Raw genomic sequence first — 17,849 nt, forward strand, 5'->3', positions numbered from 1 at the left:
TTTTTCGTTGGCGTCAAAATAAATATTCAACGCTGCTGGCGCGCCTCGACCTGCACCCAGTAGCGCGTGCGCAGGCGGATATCGACGGGCAGGGAGTCGGGCAGCGACAGTAGCACGGCGTCCAGGTCGGCCAGCGGGAAGACGCCGGAAATGCGCAGGCCGGCGACGGCATCGTCGCAGCCCAGCAAGCCGTGGCGGTAGCGGCTCAGTTCATGCAGGAAGTCGCGCAGCGGCATGGCGTCGGCCAGCAGCAAGCCCTGGCGCCAGGCCCAGATGTCGGGCGAGACGGCGTGCGCGGGCAAGAGCTGCCGCGCCGTCATGCCGCCGCCCTGGCCTGCACGGATGAGCAGATTGCCATCGCCATGGCGCGGCATCAGCCGGACGGCGCCTTCCTCGACAGACACGAGAGTGCTGCCGCCGGCCTGGCGCACCGAGTAGCGCGTGCCCAGCGCCTGCGCCTGGCCATGCGCGGTTTCGACGAGGAAGGGGCGGTAGGGCATGCCCGTTTCGCGGGCAGTGGCGATGAAGACTTCGCCCTGCACCAGTTGCAGCAGGCGCTGCGTGCCGCTAAAGCGGATATTCACGGCGCTGCCGCTGTTCAGGTGCAAACGGCTGCCGTCGGGCAGGGTCAGCTCGCGGCGCTCGCCCACGCCCGTGGCCATGTCGGCCAGCGCGGCGCGGGCCATGTCGGGTGCATATTCCGAGCGCGCGCCGAACCAGCCCGTGATGCCGATGGCCGATACCCACGCCAGCAGTTGCAGGCTGTTGCGGCGCGAGATCGGCGAGGCGAGGCGGGAGCGCTGTGTCAGCGCCTTGCGGCTGGCCTGCGCATCGAGTTCGCGCAAGCCGCCGCTGACGCTTTCGATGTGTTTCCATGCCCGCTCATGGTCGGGATGCGCCTGGCGCCACTGCTGCCAGGCCGTTTTTTCCGCCGGCGTGGTGGCGCCGCTCATCAGGGTGGCCAGCCATTCGGCCGCCTGCATGGCGATCGCCAGGTCGATGGGCTGGCCCTGTGCGTAGACGGTGGCGCCGCGCATGTCAGGACGCGGCAAAATCGGGCACGGCAAAAAAGCACAGCAGATTGGCCTTGCTCAGGTATTTTTTGACGGAATGCGTGGTGGTGCCCAGTTCGGCGGCGATCTCGGCATAGGTCATGCCGTCCAGGTGCGCCAGCAGGAAGGCGGCCCTGGCCTTGGCGGAGACCTGGTCCAGCGCGCGGTCGACCCGTTGCAGCGATTCGAGCAGGATGGACATCGCTTCCGGCGAAGGCGTGCAGGCTTGCGGCTGGTGCAGCAGTGCGTCGAGGTAGGCCCGTTCGAGCTCTTCGCGCCGGCAGTGATTGGCCAGCAGGCGCTTGGCGATGGTGGCCAGGAAAGGGCGCGGCTGCGCGATCCCGGCACTGCTGCGCGCAACGAAGATCTTGATGAAGGTATCCTGCGCCAGGTCGCCCGCCAGCCCCGCATCGTGCAGGCGGCGTTTCAGCCAGTGCAGCAGCCAGGAGTGGTGCTCGGCATACAGGGCCTGGAAATCGGATGGCGGGGAAGGGGCGGACAGCATGCGTACAGTCTGGTTTAATCTAAATGAGAATTGTTCTCATAATAGCGTAGCGGCGCGCACCCGGCAATCAGCAAAACGCGGCGTTGCTGAAATGCGACTGCGTGTCCGGACCGCGCGCGGCGGCGGATTTGCGCTGCCGCACGGCAGATGTAAAAGTTTCCTTGGCGCAAGCTTTCATGTGAGAAAATGCGGGCTGTCGATGTGGTGCGGAGCGGAGCGAAAAATGATGTGGATGGTTGGCGGTGCCCTGGTTCTCCTGGTCGCCAGATTCTTATGGTTGGCCTACTTTCACCGGGTCAACGCGATGTCGCGCCAGGCGGAGTTGATGAACTGGCTCGACATCGGCCGGGTGTCGAATGCCGATGGCGGCAAGGATATTTTGTTGGCGAGAAACGAGCGCGGCGCCAGGATCGACTGGCGCACGGGCGAGGTCTGGCTGATGAATCCCAAGGTGGCCGAGCCATTCGCCGATTTCCTTGCCGTCGAGCGCTGGTTGACTTTGCGCGACATGCCGGCGGCGGACAAGCCGGCCGCAGCTGCGCCTGCGCCTGCGCCCGCGGAGCCGGAACCGGAGGCGGCGCCGGATGCTGGCCCCGTGCGCGATACCTTGCCGGCCTTCCAGCAAAAGGTCGATGCTTGCCTGGCCAAGGCGGAGGGCGGCCAGGAGTTGCTGGAAACCAAGCAGGCTTTCGAGGCGGGCAGCGAGCCTTACCTCGAGGCGTCGACGGAACTGAGCAAGACGGCGCTGGAGCTCGAAGTGTCGCCGGCGATGGTGGCCACGTTTCATATCAGCGCGTTTGCCGCCCTGGCCGAAACGGCGGGAGCCGACAAGCTGGAACGAGTGGCGGCCAGCCTGCACGCGGCGGCCAGGCAGATCAGGGCCAGCGTCACCGCGTAGAGGCGGGGCAGGGCAGGCATGAATGAAAAAACCGCTGCATCCCTTGCAGGAGTCAGCGGTTTTTATGTATTGGTTGCGGGGACAGGATTTGAACCTGTGACCTTCGGGTTATGAGCCCGACGAGCTGCCAGACTGCTCCACCCCGCAGGCGAATTATATACGAGTTTGCTGCATTGCGGGAATGATCTTTGTCAGGCCTGCCGCATCGCTTATTGTTGCTTGAAAACCGTGGCCGTTCCCTGGCGTGTAAACGGCGTGTCCATATGGACTTCCTTGCCGCGCAGTTCGTATGGCAGAAAGGTGATGATTGAATAGCCATCGCGATGGTCGAGCGCTACGGCTATTGCATCTGATTGTTTGCCGGACGAGGGCAGGGGGACGGTGGCGTCATACACGAGGGCGGTTGTCTTGTATTCGCCGTCGACGGCGCCTTGCACCAGGGCTTCCTGTATCAGCTTGATGATGTCGGCCGGCAGTAGCGACATCGCAGCTGTGCTTGCGGGCATGAGGACGAATTTGTCGGCCTGCTTCAGGGCCGCGCCGAGCGGGAGGAAATGGCCTTGCCTCTCAAGTTGTCGCTTGGCCAAAGGAACGACGAACTCTTGCAGATATTCGGTATCCCGCTGCGCTTGGGACTGGGCTTGTGCCGTGGCGGAAAAGCACAGGACGGCAAGCAGGGTGGCAGTGCGGCAGGCTTTCAAGGCGTGGCCCTTGTACATTTAAAGTTTCAATTTAACATGATTGTACAAAATGGGCGAGAATGAAAAAGCCGCTGATCCCTTTGCAAGAATCAGCGGCTTTCATATATTGGTTGCGGGGACAGGATTTGAACCTGTGACCTTCGGGTTATGAGCCCGACGAGCTGCCAGACTGCTCCACCCCGCAGGCGAATTATAGCGGGGTTTGCTGCAATGCGCAATGGCCGGGTTTCAGACCCTGGATTACGCCGCCGCCAGGCGCCACAGCGAGGTGATTTCCTTCGAGCGGGCCGCGTGCAGGCTGTCGGTGGCGTCCTGCGCGCGCGGGTGCGTGGGTTTCACGTCCAGGCGGTCGATGACTTTCAAGCCCGCCTGTTCTATCCACTCCAGCAATTGCGCGCGCGGGCGCAGGCCCAGGTGCTCGGCCAGGTCCGATAAAATCAGCCAGCCTTCGCCGTTTGCTTCCAGGTGCCCGGCCAGGCCGGCGAGGAAACCGCGCAGCATGCGGCTGTCCGGATCGTAGACGGCGTATTCGATCGGCGAGCTTGGGCGCGCCGGCAGCCAGGGCGGATTGCACACGATGAGCGGCGCGCGGCCCGCAGGGAACAGGTCGGCCTGCTGCACGTCGACCTTGTCAAGCAAATCGAGGCGGGCCAGATTTTCGCGCGCGCAGGACAGGGCGCGCGGGTCCTGGTCGGTGGCGACGATGCGCTGAATGCCGCGCTGCGCCAGCACGGCGGCCAGCACGCCCGTGCCGGTGCCGATATCGAAGGCCAGGCTGGCGCGCGCAGGCAGCGGCGCTTCCGCCACCAGGCCCACGTATTCGCCGCGGATGGGCGCGAACACGCCGTAATGCGGGTGGATGCGCTGGCCCAGGGCTGGCAGTTCCACGCCCGTGCGGCGCCATTCGTGCGCGCCGATCAGGCCCAGCAATTCGCGCAGCGAGGCGATAAACGGTTCTTCGCCGCGGCCATACGCTTCATTGCACGCCAGTTTCACGTCCGGCGCGCGGCGCAGCGGAATCGTGTAGTCGGCGTCGAAAGGCAGCAGCAGCATGGCCAGGGTACGGGCGCGTTGCGACTGGGCCTGGCGGTGCAAGTGGAAGGCTTCCGTGGCGGACGGTTCGGGTTTCGTCAGCTTGGCGGCCTTGGCCTTCTTGCTCGGTTTGTCGTTCTTGTGGTCGGCGCGCCGCGCCAGCGCCTGCAGCAGCTGGCGCGCGTTTTGGAAGTCGCCGCGCCACAGCATGGCCGTGCCTTCGCAGGCCAGGCGGTAAGCCTGGTCGGCCGTCGTGCGGTCATCGGCGATGACGACGCGCTTGGGCGGCGGCATGCCGCTTTCCGAGCGCCAGCGGGCCGAATGCTCGGCGCCGTTTTCGCTCCAGTGGATCTGCGGATGAACGGTAGGTGAAGAAGTGTCGGACATGGGATTCAATCGATAGAAGGTGGCGCGCGGCATGGTCGCCTGCGCAGGCCGTCTTCCATTATACGTTGCTGACCGTGCTGCTAGCGGTGTCCGTGCCGTAGGCGAGTGCCAGCGCGCGGGCGCGCGCCTGCTCTTCCGGCGTGGTTTCCACGGCTTTCCTGTCGGCTTTGGCGGTCTCGGTGGCATGGTCCGGCTGCACCAGCTTGAGCAAGCGCAAGCTCAGGCTGCCTGCCAGGCCGTCATCCTTGCCGCTGGCGCTGGCGCCATCGGACGTGCCCTGGTAGAGATTGCTTTGCAATTGCTGGCCCAGCAGCTTGAACAGGTCGTGCAGATTGCCGCCGAAGTGCGTGGCGGGCAACTCTTTCGCGGGCAGCTGTGCGTCATCGGCTGAGCCTGCTTCCTCGGTGGCATTCTGCGTTTGCTCAAGGACGCCCGCGCTGATGCTCGATTGATATTGCACTTCCACTTCGAAGTCGAAGGTCTGGCCATCGGCCGTCGTGATCTTGCCCTTGCCGATGAAATGCGCGTTTTCATTGAGGCTGAAGGCGGCCGCGCGGCTGCTGCCGCCGGCGCCCGAGACGCTGGCGCTGCCACTGCTGAAGCTGGAACCGGCCTGCAGGTCGACGGAATCGAAAGCGACCGTGGCACCGTCGCCGAACAGCTGGCGCGTCATGGTGGAGAGGAAATCCTGCGCCACGTCGACGGTGGCGTTGCCCAGCGCATCGGTCCGTTGCGACAATCCCTTGGCCGACAGGTCCAGGCCATTCTTTGACAGCGCCACCACGTCTTGCGCCGTGCGCTGCATCAGGGGCGAAGCGGCCAGGCCCGTGGCGCTGCTGCCCGTGCGGGACGGCTGCTGGCCAGCCAGCGTATTCGAGGCGGGTTGACGGCTGGCAAGGGCGGGGAGCTGGGACATGGTCGGTTCAAATGGGGAGGATAGTCGAATTAACGGCAATATCGCCCCATTCTTTAACCATCAGTGGTGGTGCGACCAGCTACCGTCTGCCGACTCCAGGTAGGACTTGACGGCATCGGCCTGGCCCGTGGCGTGACGCTTGAGTTCGCCGCATGCGCAAATGCCCTGGTACGGCTGGATATGCGAGCAGGCGGAGACTTTTTGCAGGTAGACCTGCATGGATTTGTGACATTTTACGCACTTGAAGGTGAGGCTGCGGGCGGCTTTCATGGGGTTCCTTGAACTGTTGCGGGGCGTAGAGTTCGTCTACGCGAAGGCGGCGATTTTAACGTACTCCGGCCATCGTTACACGTTGTTGCATCTGCGCCACGCGCACGTCAACTGAATCCGCGCCATGACGTTGAGCGTATATAGGAGGTCGTCTGACCGCCATTGAAGAGGTAGCACCATGGACAAGCATGACAAGGAAAAGCCTGTACAGCCCGCCAAGGAGCTGGTCAGGAAGTGGCTGAAAGCGGAGCTGGAACAGCGCCGGCCCCCGCCCGACCCCGAGCAGATCCGCCGCGAACTGGGCTGGGATATGCTCAGACTGTGCCGGGAGCCGGCCAGCCGCTAGTGACTCAGCGCACCGTCACCACGCTCTTGCCGCCGGACCCAGGCTGCACGAGGATGCGGGTGGCGATGCGCTCCGTCATTTCCTGTACGTGCGAGATGACGCCCACCTTGCGGCCCATCGCTTGCAAGCCGTCGAGCGCATCCATGGCCACGCGCAGGGTTTCCGTATCCAGGCTGCCGAAGCCCTCGTCGATGAACAGCGATTCCACGCGCACCCGGTTCGAGGACAGCGAGGCCAGGCCCAGCGCCAGGGCCAGCGAGACGAGGAACGATTCGCCGCCCGACAGCGAGTGCACGGAGCGCAGCTCGCCGCCCATGTCCTGGTCGCGCACCATCAGGCCCAGCGACGGATTGTTCGGGTTGTCGATGCGTTCGAGCTGGTAGCGGCGCGCCAGGTGGTTCAGGTGTGCATTGGCATAGCCCAGCAGCACTTCCAGCGTGAATTGCTGTGCATAGTTGCGGAATTTCTTGCCGTCGGCCGAGCCGATCAATTCATTCAGGCTGGCCCAGCGCCGCTCGATGACGGCTTGCGCCTCGATCTGCGCCAGCATAGCTTGCGCGCTGTGGCGCCGCGCGTCGTCCTGCGCGATGGCCAGGCGCAGGCGCGTCGCTTCCTGGTTGGCTGCCTGGCGTTCGGCGCCAAGCGCGTCGAGCGCCGCCTGCAGCACGGCCTCGTCCGTTTCCAGCGCTTCCGGTGGCCGTTCCAGATGGTCCGCATGCCGCTGCCGGCGTTCGGCCAGCACGGAAACGGCCGCCGTGTGGCGGTCGGCGATCATCTGCAGGGCGTCGCGTTCGGCGCGCATGGCGTCCGGCGCGATGGCCAGGCGCGCGCGCAGCTCGTCGAGCGTGGCGGGCGCATGGCCGGAGTGACGCTGCCGGAACTGCTGCAGCCAGTCGTGCAGGGCGGCGGTGGCGCCGCGTTCCTGTTCATGCAGGGCGGCCAGGCGTTGCGACAACTGCACGCATGCTTCATCGAGGCGCGTGCGCTGCTGGCTGGCCGACTGCGCCGCCGTTTGCTGCTGTGCCAGCAGCTCCTTGGCCTGCGCGATGGCGCCAGCCAGGCTGTGTTCCACCTCGGCCACGTTCTGGCCCTGCCATAGCGCGTTGCGCTCCGTTTGCAGTGCCGTGCGCCGTTTGTCGGCGGCGGCAAAGGCGGCGTGGGTTTCCTGCGCCGTGTGCTGTGCCTTGCCGGCGGCCAGCAACGCCGCTTCCAGCTGCGCGGCCAAGGTCGCTAGCGCGTGACCGCGATTGTCCTGGTCCGCCTGCTGTTTCAGCCATTGCCGGCTTTCCGTTTCGCGCGCCGCGCGGAAGGCGGCGGGGCCGGCGCGCCAGTTGTCCTTCCAGCCTTCGGCGCCTTCCACGTCGGCAAACGCGGTATCGAGCTGCGCCAGCAAGCCGTCAAGCGCGCTGCGCGACGTTTCCGCCTTGTCCACGCTGGCCGCCTGCTGCGCCTGCAACTGCGCCAGCCGTGTCTGCGTTTCGGCGACGGCGCTTGTGCAGCGCGCGTGTTCGGCGCCGGCCAGTTCGTGCGCCGCCTGCGCCTGCTCGCGCCGCGCGCTGGCCTGGCGCAGCGCCGCCTCCTGCTGCGCCAGCGCCTGCAGGGCTGCCGCATTGGCTGCTAGTTGCTGCGCGAACCAGTGCGCGCGCTGGTTTTCCGGCGGCAGATGCAGGGTATCGGCATGCGGCTGCCATTGCGCGTGCAGGCTGGCGATGGCGGGCGGCAGGGCCGCCAGTTCGGCATCCGTCTGCGCCTGTTCGCGCGCAGTCGCGGCCAGCGCCGCCCTGTGCGTGGCCAGTTGCTCCAGATTGCCGCGCGCCTGTGCGCGGCAAGCCAGTACTTCATCCTGCAAGCTGGCCAGCATCGCCTGCAAAGCGTGATCGGCGTGGGTGTACGGGTGTTCCAGCGCGCCGCAGACGGGGCAGGGCTGCTCGTCCTGCAAGGTGGCGCGCAGTTGCTCGACGCTGGCCGCGCATGCCGCTTCCGCGCCTTTCAGGGACTTTTCCGCCTGCGCCAGGCTCGCTTCCAGCAGCGCTGTTTGTGCTGCTGCCGCGGCCAGCGCCGCGTTTTCCGTCTGCGCGGCCTGCGCCAGCTGGGCGGCCCTCGCTTGTCCGTGCGCCAGCGCCTGCTGCTGGCGCGCCAGCTCCGTCCACGTCTTTTCCGCCGCATTCAACTGGCGCGCATGGTTTTCCAGCTGTCCGCGCTGTTCCTGCAGCAGCTGTCCGTCGATGGCTTGTACGGCGGACAGCGCTTCGCGCCGCTGCCCATCGTGCTCGGCGAGCGTGGCGGCGGCGGCCGTCAATGCGGCTTGCGCCGCGTGGCCCGCGTTGGTTGCCGCGCGCACCAGCTGCGCCGCTTCGGCTGCCTTGGCGTCGGCCGCATCGGCTTGCGCGGCAGCCTGGCCGGCCTGGGCGAACAGCTGGTCCGACAATTGCCACGACGTGGCCAGCGCTTGCCAATGCTGGTGCGATGCCAGCCACAGGCGTCCCGTTTCCTGCTCCGCCTGCATGGCGTGCTGGCCTTGCTGCAGATCGTGCAAGGTGGCGCGCGCCGTCTCGTTGGCCTGGTCTGCCGCCAGTGCCGCCTCCCTGGCCTGGCGGTGCGCGGGCAAGTGGGCGGCAATGCCGGCATCGAGCGCCTTGGCGGCATCGAGCTGCGGTGCCGCGTCGCGCTGCGCCGCTTCGCTGGCCAGCAAGGCCGCTGCCGCTTGCTGCACGCCGGCAGCCAGTTGCGTTTCGCTGGCCACGGCTTGCGCCGCCTGCGCGCGCGCCGTTTCCAGCGCGGCGCCGCTGCTGGCGATGTCGCTCGCCAGGCGCGCCACGTCATCGACGAAGGGGCGCGCCGGCTGCAGCAATTCCCACTGCGCCAGCGCCGTGCGGCGCTCTTCGGCAGCGGCCCGTTCGGCATCCGCGCTATCGAGCGCCTCCTGCGCCGCCGCGACCTGGCTTTGCAGTTTGTGCGTTTCCTGGTGCCAGCGCTGCTGCAGTTCCAGCACCGCCTTGCGCAAGTCGATGGTTTGCAGGGTGGTCTCGGCCGCGCTGCACAGGGCCTCGGTATCGGTACGTTCTTCCGGCGACAAGGGCCGCTGGTCGGCCAGTTTTTCGCCCAGGCGTTCGAGGACCTGCTTTTCCTTTTTTGCCCGCTCGAAGGCGCGCATGGAAATGTCGGTGTAGATGCTGCTGCCCGTCAGGGTTTCCAGCAACTCTCCCCGTTCATTGTCTTCCGTTTTGAGGAAGGTGGAAAACTCGTTTTGCGCCAGCAGCACGGCGCGCGTAAACTGGTCGAACGACAGGCCGATGCGCTTTTCGATCTCTTCCTTGACTTCCGTCTTGGTGCCGCCGATGGGCTGCAACGCTGGCAACTGGTGCAAGCTCATGGCCGTGGCCTGCAGCGCGCCTTCGGCTTTGGTGCGCGAACGGCGCACGCTCCAGCGCGCGCGGTAGCTGGCGCCATCGTTGCCGACGAAGTCCACTTGCGCGTAGCCGTCCGGCGTGCCGCGCCGCAGCAGGGTGCGCGTATCCTGGGCGTTGACGGTTTCCTTGCCCACGTCGGGCAGGGCGCTGCCCCGGCCCAGCACTTTCAGCAGGCGGGGCGTGGCGTCGTACAGGGCCAGGCACAGGGCATCGAGCAGGGTGCTCTTGCCCGCGCCCGTAGGCCCGCTGATGGCGAACAGGCCGGAAGACGCCAGCGGCTCCTGCTGGAAGTCGACTTCAAATTCGCCGGCCAGCGAAGCCAGGTTCTTGCCACTGATTTTCAGTATTTTCATGGTTCTTCAGGTGTGCTCAAGCGCCAGGCAGCAGCAGTTCGGCCAGGGCCGACAGTTGTTCGGGCGGCGCGGGCTGGCCGTATTTTTGCAGGTACAGGCGGCGGAAGATGTCGTCGGGCTGCAGCTGGCCCAACTGGTCGAGCGTCATGTTCTCGGGCGCGCTGCTGCGCGCGGCGCTCGATGTTTCGATCTTCGCCAGGCGCACGTGCTTGCCGTCGAGCGCCGTTTCGATGCGCGTGCGCAGGCCCGGCTCCGGCGCATCGAGGCGCACGCGCACTTCCAGGAAAGGCTGTGCTTCCGGTGGCGCTGCGGGCACGTCGAGGGCGGCCAGCTGTTCCAGCACTTCGGCAATCGGCGCCGGCGTGGCGGGCACGCGCAGCAGCGGCACGGCGCGCGGCACCTCGATGGCGCGTACCTCGCGTAATTGCTCGCCGTCGATATCGAGGCACAGCACCTGATGGCGGTAATTCACTTCCGCGAAGGACAGGGGAATCGGGCTGCCGCAGTAGCGGATATGCTGCTGGCCGCCCACGGCCTGCGCCTTGTGCAAATGGCCCAGCGCCGCATACGCGATGGCGGTGTCGAAAATCCCCGACGGCAGCATCTCGGTGCCGCCGATGACGATGCGGCGTTCGGAATCGTTCGACATTTCGCCGCCCACCATGTGGCAGTGGCCCAAGGCGATGATGGCTTGTCCGGGCTGGCGGCGCGCCAGCGCCAGGTCCGCCAGTTGGCGGTACAGCAGGGCGATGCCGCCCAGGTAGGCATCCTGGGTATCGCCGGCCGGTAGTTTCGGCACGTCGCCGGGGCGCAGGAAGGGCACGGCCAGGCACCAGGCCTGCACTTGCCCATCGCTGCCGGTGAGCGGCAGCAGCAGGCGTTCCAGGTCGATCTGGCCATCGTCGCCACGCAGCACATGGCCGATCACGTGCGTGCCATGCGCGGCCAGCAGGGGGCCGGGCGCTTCCAGGCGGCCGGCCGAATCGTGGTTGCCGGCGACGACGACCAGATGCAGCGCCGGCAGGCGCGCGCGCGCCTGCTGCAGGAATACATATAGCTGCTTTTGCGAGGCGGCGGAAGGGTTGGCGTTGTCGAACACGTCGCCGGCCACTAGCAGCACGTCGACCTGTTCGGCCACGAGCGTGTCGAGCAGCCAGTCGAGGAAGCGCTGGTGTTCGTAGCCCCGCTCATAATTGTGCAGGGTCTGGCCCAGATGCCAGTCGGAAGTGTGCAGCAGGCGCATGGTGGGGCAAGGGTAGGGAGGACAGGCGCCAATATAGCAGGAATGGCGCCTGTCTCACGCCGTCAGCACGCCTGCGCGATAAGTATTGCGCCCATCCTGTTTCGCCTGATACAGCAGCACGTCGGCCCGCTGCAGCAGCACGGCGGGGGAAATGTCTTCGTCGCGGTAGAAGGCCAGGCCGATGCTGGCGGAAATGCGCACGCTGATGCCATCGAGTTCGAACGGCTGCTGCATGGCGGCGACGATTTTTTCCGCCAGCACGGCCGCGTCGTCGGGCCGGGTGATCTGTTCCATGATGATGGTGAATTCGTCGCCGCCCAGGCGGGCGATGATATCGGTGGCGCGCATGGTCTGCGTCAGGCGCTGGGCGAAGGCGCGCAGCAGGGCGTCGCCGGTGCCGTGGCCATGCGTATCGTTGACGGGCTTGAAGCGGTCGATATCCATGTACATGACAGCCATCAGGTGCTGCTGCTGGCGGCTCGCGTGCATGGCGTCGCTGAGTTTTTGCTGGAAGCCGGCGCGGTTCGACAAGCCCGTCAGCGCATCGACCTGGGCCAGCTTCAGCAGCCGCTGTTTTTCGCGCTTTTGCACGGTGATATCCTGGCGCATCACGTGAAAACCCACCACCTGCAGCTTGTCTTCGCCGATCTGCGGGATGTAGATCACTTCCATGCAGCGCTCGATGCCTTCCTTGTCGTCTTCTTCCTCGAAGCTCAGGGTTTCGCCCGCCAGCACTCTTTCGATATACGGCGCCACCGTGCGGTAGCGCGCCTCGCCCACGGTGTCGCGCACGCTTTTGCCCAGCGTCTGCCGGCCTGTCAGGCCGAATTCGCGTTCATAGGCGATGTTCAGGAAGCGGTAGACCTGGTCGGCGTCGATGTACGCGATCATGGCCGGCAAGGTGTCTGCGATGGTGCGCAGGCGCGCTTCGCTTTCCAGCAGCGCCACTTCCGATTCGCGCAAGGTGGTGATGTCGTCCAGGGTCCCCACGTAGCCTTCGATCCGGTCGTCGATGAGGATGGGGGCAATTTTGACGGAGACCCAGACCAGCCTGCCGTCGCGCTGCAGGCAGCGCAGGGTGGACTGGAACGGCGCGTGGCTGCGCGTGAGCTGTTCCAGCGCCACGTGCATCAGCGGATAGTCGTCCGGGTGCAGGGCGCTGGTCCAGCCGGCGCCCAGGGCGGCGGCGCGCGGCAAGCCCGTGATCGATTCGAAGGTGCGGTTGACGTAGGTGCAGCGGCGCTGGCGGTCCAGGCGCACCAGCCCGAGCGGCGAGGCGTCGTTGACGGCGGCCAGCTCGGCCTGTTTCTGGCGCAGTTCCAGTTCCTGCTGGCGGCGCTGCGAGATATCTTCGGCGATGCACAGGATATGTTCGATCTGCTGGCGCTCGTCGAACACGGGCACGGAGACGGCGCGCAGGTAGCGCAGGCTGCCGTCAGCCAGGCGCAGCGGTTTTTCCGTATGGTCGATGACGCCGCGCTCGGCCAGGATGGCGCGGTCGTCCTCGGCGTCGTGCAGGCCGAAGTCGGGCGGGAAGGCCTGGCAATCGGTCTTGCCGATGACGTCGGTGGCCAGGTGGCCGGTGATGTCCTCGGCGGCCTTGTTCCACACTTCCATCTGGCCGAAATTTTCCGGGCGCGCGCTTTTCACGTAGACCAGCACGGGCAAATGGTCGATCAGCGACTGCAGGAAGCTGCGGTTGTCCTGCAGCGCCAGTTCGTCGTGCTTGCGCGCGCTGATGTCGCGCGAGGTGACGGCCACGCCGTCGGCAATCGGCACCACCTGGTGGCGCAGCCAGCGCGTGCCGCCCGAGGCCAGCGGCAGCTCGAATTCATCTTCCAGCGGCTGGCCCGTTTCCATCACCAGCACGAAGCGCTTGAAAAAACGCTCGCCGCGCAGCAGCGGCATCTGCTGCAGCACGCGCTGGCCCAGCAGTTCGGAGCGTGGCTTGCCCAGCATGTCGGCGGCCCGCTCGTTGATGTCGGCGAAGATGAAATCTTCCACCGGCTTGCCCGGCGCGGGGCGCCAGGCTTTCAGCAGCAGCACGGCATCAAGGCTGCCCTGGTGCGCCGCGCGCAGCAAGGCCTGCGTTTCCTTGGCCTGGCGGATGCTGCGGCGCAGGCGCGCGCTCTGGCGCATCAGCAGGGTTGTAAAGCCGGCAATGAGCACGCTGGCGGCAAGCAGCGCGCCGACATAGACCAGGCGGCGGTGTTCGAAGCGCGCCAGGGCGACGGCGCGGTTCACGCCCACCACGGCCAGCAGCGGGTAGCGCGGCAGCTCGTGGTAGCTGTAGATGCGTGACGTCGCGTCGACGGGCGGCTCGATCAGCAGTTCTTCGGGGGCGTGCTGCGGCGGTCCCGGCATGCGGAAGTCGATGCGGTCGCTGAGGATCAATTGCTCGCCGATGCGTCCCACCGTCAGCCCGCTGTCGCGCGCCACCAGCATCAGCGCGCCCTGCTCATCGAGGTTCAGGCGGTCGTAGTCGTCGACAAAATACGTGGGGTCGACGAGGATCACGATGGCGCCGGCGAAGCGGCCTTGGGCATCGTTCAGGCGGCGCGCCAGGCGGATGGTCCAGCGCTTGCTCTCGGCGTCGAGCATGGGCGTGTCGACCAGGGCCGTGTCGGACGCATTCGCGGCCAGCGCCCTGAAAAATGCCTGCTTGGCCAGGTTTTCCGGCAGATAGGCGTGAGCGCTGTCGACCACATTGCCGTGCGCGTCGATGAGGGCGATCGGCAATTCGAGCTTCGATGGCAGCACGCTGTCGAGCAGACCCTGGCGGCGCGTGAATTCATTCAGGCGCAGGCCGCCGTCCGTTTCCTCGTATTTGAGCTTGAACAGTTGGGTGGCGTGGTCCGTCTGGCGCAGGGTGAAACTGGTATGGTCGGCCAGGGTGCGGGCCAGCGACTGGCTGACGGCCACGGCGTCGCGCACGGCGCTGGCCCGCTCCTGGCCAACCTGGTAAAAGACGGCCGCCCACAGCGCCAGCAGCAAGATGAGCGCGAACAGGGGTACCAGGCTGAGACGGTACAGGCGGCGGGCAAGGCGTTGCAGGGGTCTTGTTATCGCTATCACGGGCGCTTGCAGGCTAGGGTCATGGAAAAGGGGAGGGGCGGCGTGGCGCGCATCATAGCCGAAATATGCTGACCTGCGCGCTGCCTGCGGCCCCAGCGTCTGTTCGTAGTCTGTCGCTGGCCTTATTTTGCGTTAAATCAAGTATCTGTGGTGCCGCGCACGCTAAAAAAAGCACGCCGGCGGCGACACGGGCTGGCGGCGTGGCAGAAAAAGTACAATTGCGCCCCCATCCTCATTAAAATGGGCGCTTCTACCTCCCATATCGAAAGTTGTCATGCAGAGTAAAAAGCCCGACGCGGCAAGACTGGACAAGATCGTGGCCGAAGCGCGCCGCGCCGCCGACCAGCGCGAGAGCGGCTACCGCGAGCGCTCGCTGAAGATGTATCCGTGGGTATGCGGCCGCTGCATGCGCGAATTTACGCGCGCCAACGTGCAGCAGCTGACGGTGCACCACCGCGACCATAACCACGACAACAATCCGCCGGACGGCAGCAACTGGGAACTGCTGTGCCTGTATTGCCACGACAATGAGCACTCGCGCTACCTGGAAGCGGACCGTGGCGCCGGCCTGCTGTCGGCCGAGGTGGCGCCCGCCACGCACAATCCGTTTGCCGCGCTGGCCGGCCTGATCAAGAAAAAGGACTGAGCGGCCCGTCCGTTTCACACCCCATGCGCATCTTGCTGACCGAAGACGACCCGCAGCTGGGTCGCGCCACGCAGATCGGCCTGGAACAGGGCGGCTATGCCGTCGACTGGGTCACGAGCGCCGAACACGCGCACACGGCCGTGCGCCTGCACGACTATGGCTGTATTTTGCTCGACCTGGGCTTGCCGGGGCAGGATGGCATGCAGGCGCTGGGCGTGCTGCGTGACAATGGCTACAGCGGCGCCGTGCTGGTCGTCACGGCGCGCGACCAGGTGGGCGAGCGCATCGCCGGGCTCGACGCGGGGGCCGACGACTTTATCGTGAAACCGTTCGACCTCGACGAGCTGGCCGCGCGCATCCGCAGCGCCTGCCGCCGCGCGGCCGGCCGCCTGCGCGAGCACCTCGTGCATGGCGACCTGGTGCTCGATATCGCGGACCGGCAAGTGACGCAAGGGGGATTGCCCGTGACCTTGACGGTGAAGGAATTTCGCATCCTGCAACTGCTGCTGGAGCACGGCGGCCGGGTGCTGAGCCGGGAACAGCTGGAGAAAAACCTGTACAGCTGGGGTGACGAAGTGGAAAGCAATGCCGTGCAAGTGCATATCCACCACCTGCGCAAGAAGCTGGGGCGGGACTTGATACGCACCGTGCATGCGATCGGTTATTGCATCGACAAGCCCAAAGCGGCTTGACACAAAAACGGGCTACCCTGCGGCAGCCCGTTCGATGTTGGCGCTGATGGCGCGTTACGGCATCAGAAATCGACGGTGGCCGACAGCCACAGACGGCGGCCGTCCAGGCTGTTGACATAGCGGTTGGCGTAGGTCAATGCCGGTGCGCGGTATGGCTGGTAGTCGATGAAGTCCTTGTTGAGCAGGTTGTACACGGCCGCGTTCAGGGTGACGCGCTTGTTCAGCTGATAACTGCTGCCCAGGTGCAGCATGGTGTAACCCTGGTAGTCGCCCAGCGCGGCCTTGGCGGCGCGCGTGGAAGCCGATGTGCCCGGATCGCGGAAGCGCTCGCTGCGGTACTCGGCGCGCAGCCAGCCGTTCCACTCGCGCGAGATATCCCACGACAGGCGCGCATTGACGGCGTGCTTGGGCGTGTCGCTCAGGGGCTTGCCGGCGTTGCTGCCGCTCTTTTGTTCGCTTTCCGTGTACGTGTAGTTGGCGCTGGCCGACAAGGTCTTGCTCAGCGGGAAGCGCGTGTTCAGCTCGACGCCGCGCGTGACGGCCTCATCCACATTGACCGATTGGCCAAATGCGTCCACGTTGGGCCAGTTGCCGAAGCTGACGCAGCCGGGACGGTTCGGCGAGGGGCGGTAGTCGCAGTTGACGAGGCCCGTGCCCGTCGTGATCTTGTCCTTGAATGTATTGTTGAACAAAGTGCCGCTGGCGGTCCAGCCGGCCAGGTTGTCGAAGTACGCGCCGATTTCCGTCGTCGTGCTCGTTTCCGGCTTCAGGTCCGGGCTGCCGACGAGGGGGATCGTGCCCTGGCCGCCAAAACCGTTGATGCCTGGCGACAGTTGCTCCACGCGCGGCGTCTTGTAGCCCTTGCTGACGCCGCCCTTGACGGTCCAGCTTGGCGCTGCGTTCCACACGGCATAGGCGCGGGGGCTGGTCTGGCCGCCGAAGATGCTGTGATCGTCATAACGGGCGCCGACGGTCAGCGCGACGTTGTCCAGCACCTGCCATTCGTCTTCCACGAACAGGGCTTTTTGCGTGAATTCGAATTTTTTCGGCGCCACGCCGTCCGTCATTTCCGCTTTCCACCATTGCGCGCCGATGGTAGCCATGTGTTTGCCCAAAGGCATGACCAGCTTGGTATCGAAGACCTGGCTTTCCACTTCCAGCGTGCGCGCGCTGCCGGTCACGGCGCCTGGCGTGCCTGGCGGAATCGTGCGGCCCAGGGTTTCCGTCTTGTTTACCATGTAGCTGCTGTCCAGCGTGCCGAAGCCGAAGCGGCCCGTGTGCGACAGGGTCCACTGGTCGCGCTTGTATTTCTGTTCCGGGCCGTAGCCGCCCTGTACGGTATTGGTGCCGAGCTGGCCCTTCGAATTGTCGTAGGTCTGGCGGCCCGCGTCCGCGTCGAGGATGACGGTGTGGTAGCGGTTCGGCGTGAAGGCCAGGCGCGCGCCAAAGTTCTCGATGTCCGAGCGCACGGGGTTGGCGCCCATGCTGGCGGGCACTTGCGCGCCGGCCGCGTTGGGGACGCGGATGTCGGCCGCATCGCGGCGCTGCTTGCTGCCGCGCAGGGACAGGCCCAGCAGGTCGGTGGCGATGGGGCCGCTCAGGTAGAAGCGGCCGCTTTTCACGTCGCCGAAATCGGACTCTTCCTGCAAGGTGTAGTCGGCCGAGACGGAGCCCATCCACTGCTTGCCCACCTTGCGCGTGATGATGTTGATCACGCCGCCCATGGCGTCCGAGCCGTACAGGGTCGACATGGGGCCGCGGATGATCTCGATACGCTCGATGGCGGCCAGCGGCGGCATGAAGCTCGTCTGCGTGCCGCCGAAGCCGTTCGGCGTGACGTTGCCGGCCGCGTTCTGGCGGCGCCCGTCGATCAGCACCAGGGTGTAGTCGCTGGGCATGCCGCGGATGCTGATGTTCATGCCGCCCGTCTTGTCGCCCGCCGCGCCCACGTCGATGCCTTCCACGCTTTCCAGCGCCTGCGTCAGGTTGCCGAAGCGCTCCTTCGACAGCTCCTGGCGCGTCAGCACCGTGATCGAGGCCGGTGCCTGCTTGATATCCTGCTCGAAACCGGAGGCGGAGACCACCACTTCCGGCATGCTGGCAGGCGTGCCCGTCTGGGCGTGAGCCTGCAGGCAGGACAGGGCGGCCAAGGCCAGGGCCAGGGTGGTGGGACGCGGCAGGCGCGCGCTGCGGGTGCTGTTGGACATGCAAACTCCTGATGGTGGATGAGTTATTGGTTTTGCTGGTGCAAGCTAATGGGAATCATTGAGGCAATAAGAATCATTTACAATTGCAGCCATGGCTTCCCAAAAAATATTTCGCT

At 65.9% G+C, this 17,849-nt stretch carries 14 protein-coding genes and 2 tRNA genes; 4 read left to right on the forward strand and 12 right to left on the reverse strand.

The window, feature by feature from the left end; translation table 11 throughout:
• Nucleotides 1-26: 26 nt before the first annotated feature.
• Together U0004_RS10815 and U0004_RS10820 are read right to left on the reverse strand one after the other, a co-directional pair.
• Nucleotides 27-1,037 (reverse strand): FecR domain-containing protein, encoded by a 1,011-nt coding sequence (locus U0004_RS10815; protein ID WP_070253448.1) that lies wholly within the window; start codon nt 1,035-1,037, stop codon nt 27-29.
• Between the two features lies 1 nt (nt 1,038).
• Nucleotides 1,039-1,557 carry a sigma-70 family RNA polymerase sigma factor gene (locus U0004_RS10820; protein WP_070253449.1) on the reverse strand — a complete coding sequence of 173 codons (519 nt, stop codon included), beginning with the start codon at nt 1,555-1,557 and terminating at the stop codon, nt 1,039-1,041.
• 325 nt (nt 1,558-1,882) lie between these two features.
• Here U0004_RS10820 and U0004_RS10825 point away from each other — a divergent pair, with 325 nt between their 5' ends.
• Nucleotides 1,883-2,455: a hypothetical protein gene (locus U0004_RS10825; protein ID WP_115057449.1), complete on the forward strand. Its 573-nt coding sequence runs from the start codon at nt 1,883-1,885 to the stop codon at nt 2,453-2,455.
• A 70-nt stretch (nt 2,456-2,525) separates the two neighbouring features.
• Here U0004_RS10825 and U0004_RS10830 read toward each other — a convergent pair.
• The 6 genes from U0004_RS10830 to U0004_RS10855 form a co-directional block, all read right to left on the reverse strand.
• A tRNA-Met gene (locus tag U0004_RS10830) sits at nt 2,526-2,602 on the reverse strand.
• Between the two features lie 62 nt (nt 2,603-2,664).
• The gene (locus U0004_RS10835; protein ID WP_070253451.1) at nt 2,665-3,174 is read right to left on the reverse strand and encodes a hypothetical protein; all 510 of its coding nucleotides are present in this window, start codon (nt 3,172-3,174) and stop codon (nt 2,665-2,667) included.
• Nucleotides 3,175-3,263: 89 nt separating this feature from the next.
• Nucleotides 3,264-3,340: transfer RNA gene (locus U0004_RS10840), tRNA-Met, on the reverse strand.
• A gap of 56 nt (nt 3,341-3,396) precedes the next feature.
• On the reverse strand, nt 3,397-4,575 hold the full coding sequence (locus U0004_RS10845; protein WP_070254158.1) for a methyltransferase: 1,179 nt from the start codon (nt 4,573-4,575) through the stop codon (nt 3,397-3,399).
• 58 nt (nt 4,576-4,633) lie between these two features.
• Nucleotides 4,634-5,491, reverse strand: coding sequence for a hypothetical protein (locus U0004_RS10850; protein ID WP_070254157.1), 858 nt, complete (start codon nt 5,489-5,491; stop codon nt 4,634-4,636).
• 60 nt (nt 5,492-5,551) lie between these two features.
• Complete coding sequence (locus U0004_RS10855; RefSeq protein WP_034755039.1) at nt 5,552-5,761, reverse strand: hypothetical protein; 210 nt, start codon at nt 5,759-5,761, stop codon at nt 5,552-5,554.
• Between the two features lie 178 nt (nt 5,762-5,939).
• Here U0004_RS10855 and U0004_RS10860 point away from each other — a divergent pair, with 178 nt between their 5' ends.
• Nucleotides 5,940-6,107: a hypothetical protein gene (locus U0004_RS10860; RefSeq protein WP_162835746.1), complete on the forward strand. Its 168-nt coding sequence runs from the start codon at nt 5,940-5,942 to the stop codon at nt 6,105-6,107.
• Nucleotides 6,108-6,111: 4 nt separating this feature from the next.
• Here U0004_RS10860 and U0004_RS10865 read toward each other — a convergent pair whose 3' ends face one another.
• The 3 genes from U0004_RS10865 to U0004_RS10875 are packed head-to-tail and all read right to left on the reverse strand — an operon-like array spanning nt 6,112 to nt 14,188.
• A complete protein-coding gene (locus tag U0004_RS10865) occupies nt 6,112-9,870 on the reverse strand; it encodes an AAA family ATPase (RefSeq protein ID WP_070254156.1) in 3,759 nt (1,252 codons plus the stop codon).
• Between the two features lie 16 nt (nt 9,871-9,886).
• Nucleotides 9,887-11,113, reverse strand: coding sequence for an exonuclease SbcCD subunit D C-terminal domain-containing protein (locus U0004_RS10870; RefSeq protein ID WP_070254155.1), 1,227 nt, complete (start codon nt 11,111-11,113; stop codon nt 9,887-9,889).
• 54 nt (nt 11,114-11,167) lie between these two features.
• Nucleotides 11,168-14,188: a PAS domain-containing protein gene (locus U0004_RS10875; RefSeq protein ID WP_231958582.1), complete on the reverse strand. Its 3,021-nt coding sequence runs from the start codon at nt 14,186-14,188 to the stop codon at nt 11,168-11,170.
• A 274-nt stretch (nt 14,189-14,462) separates the two neighbouring features.
• On the opposite strand from U0004_RS10875, the gene U0004_RS10880 reads away from it, so the two are divergent.
• Together U0004_RS10880 and U0004_RS10885 are read left to right on the forward strand one after the other, a co-directional pair.
• Complete coding sequence (locus U0004_RS10880; protein WP_034755042.1) at nt 14,463-14,834, forward strand: YajD family HNH nuclease; 372 nt, start codon at nt 14,463-14,465, stop codon at nt 14,832-14,834.
• A gap of 23 nt (nt 14,835-14,857) precedes the next feature.
• Nucleotides 14,858-15,526, forward strand: coding sequence for a response regulator (locus U0004_RS10885; RefSeq protein WP_070254154.1), 669 nt, complete (start codon nt 14,858-14,860; stop codon nt 15,524-15,526).
• Between the two features lie 62 nt (nt 15,527-15,588).
• On the opposite strand, the gene U0004_RS10890 is transcribed toward U0004_RS10885, so the two are convergent.
• Entirely contained in the window at nt 15,589-17,733 is a 2,145-nt protein-coding gene (locus U0004_RS10890) for a TonB-dependent receptor domain-containing protein (RefSeq protein ID WP_070254153.1), read from the reverse strand.
• Nucleotides 17,734-17,849 lie beyond the last annotated feature (116 nt).

The sequence above is a fragment of the Janthinobacterium lividum genome, from assembly GCF_034424625.1.
Taxonomy (GTDB): domain Bacteria; phylum Pseudomonadota; class Gammaproteobacteria; order Burkholderiales; family Burkholderiaceae_D; genus Janthinobacterium; species Janthinobacterium lividum.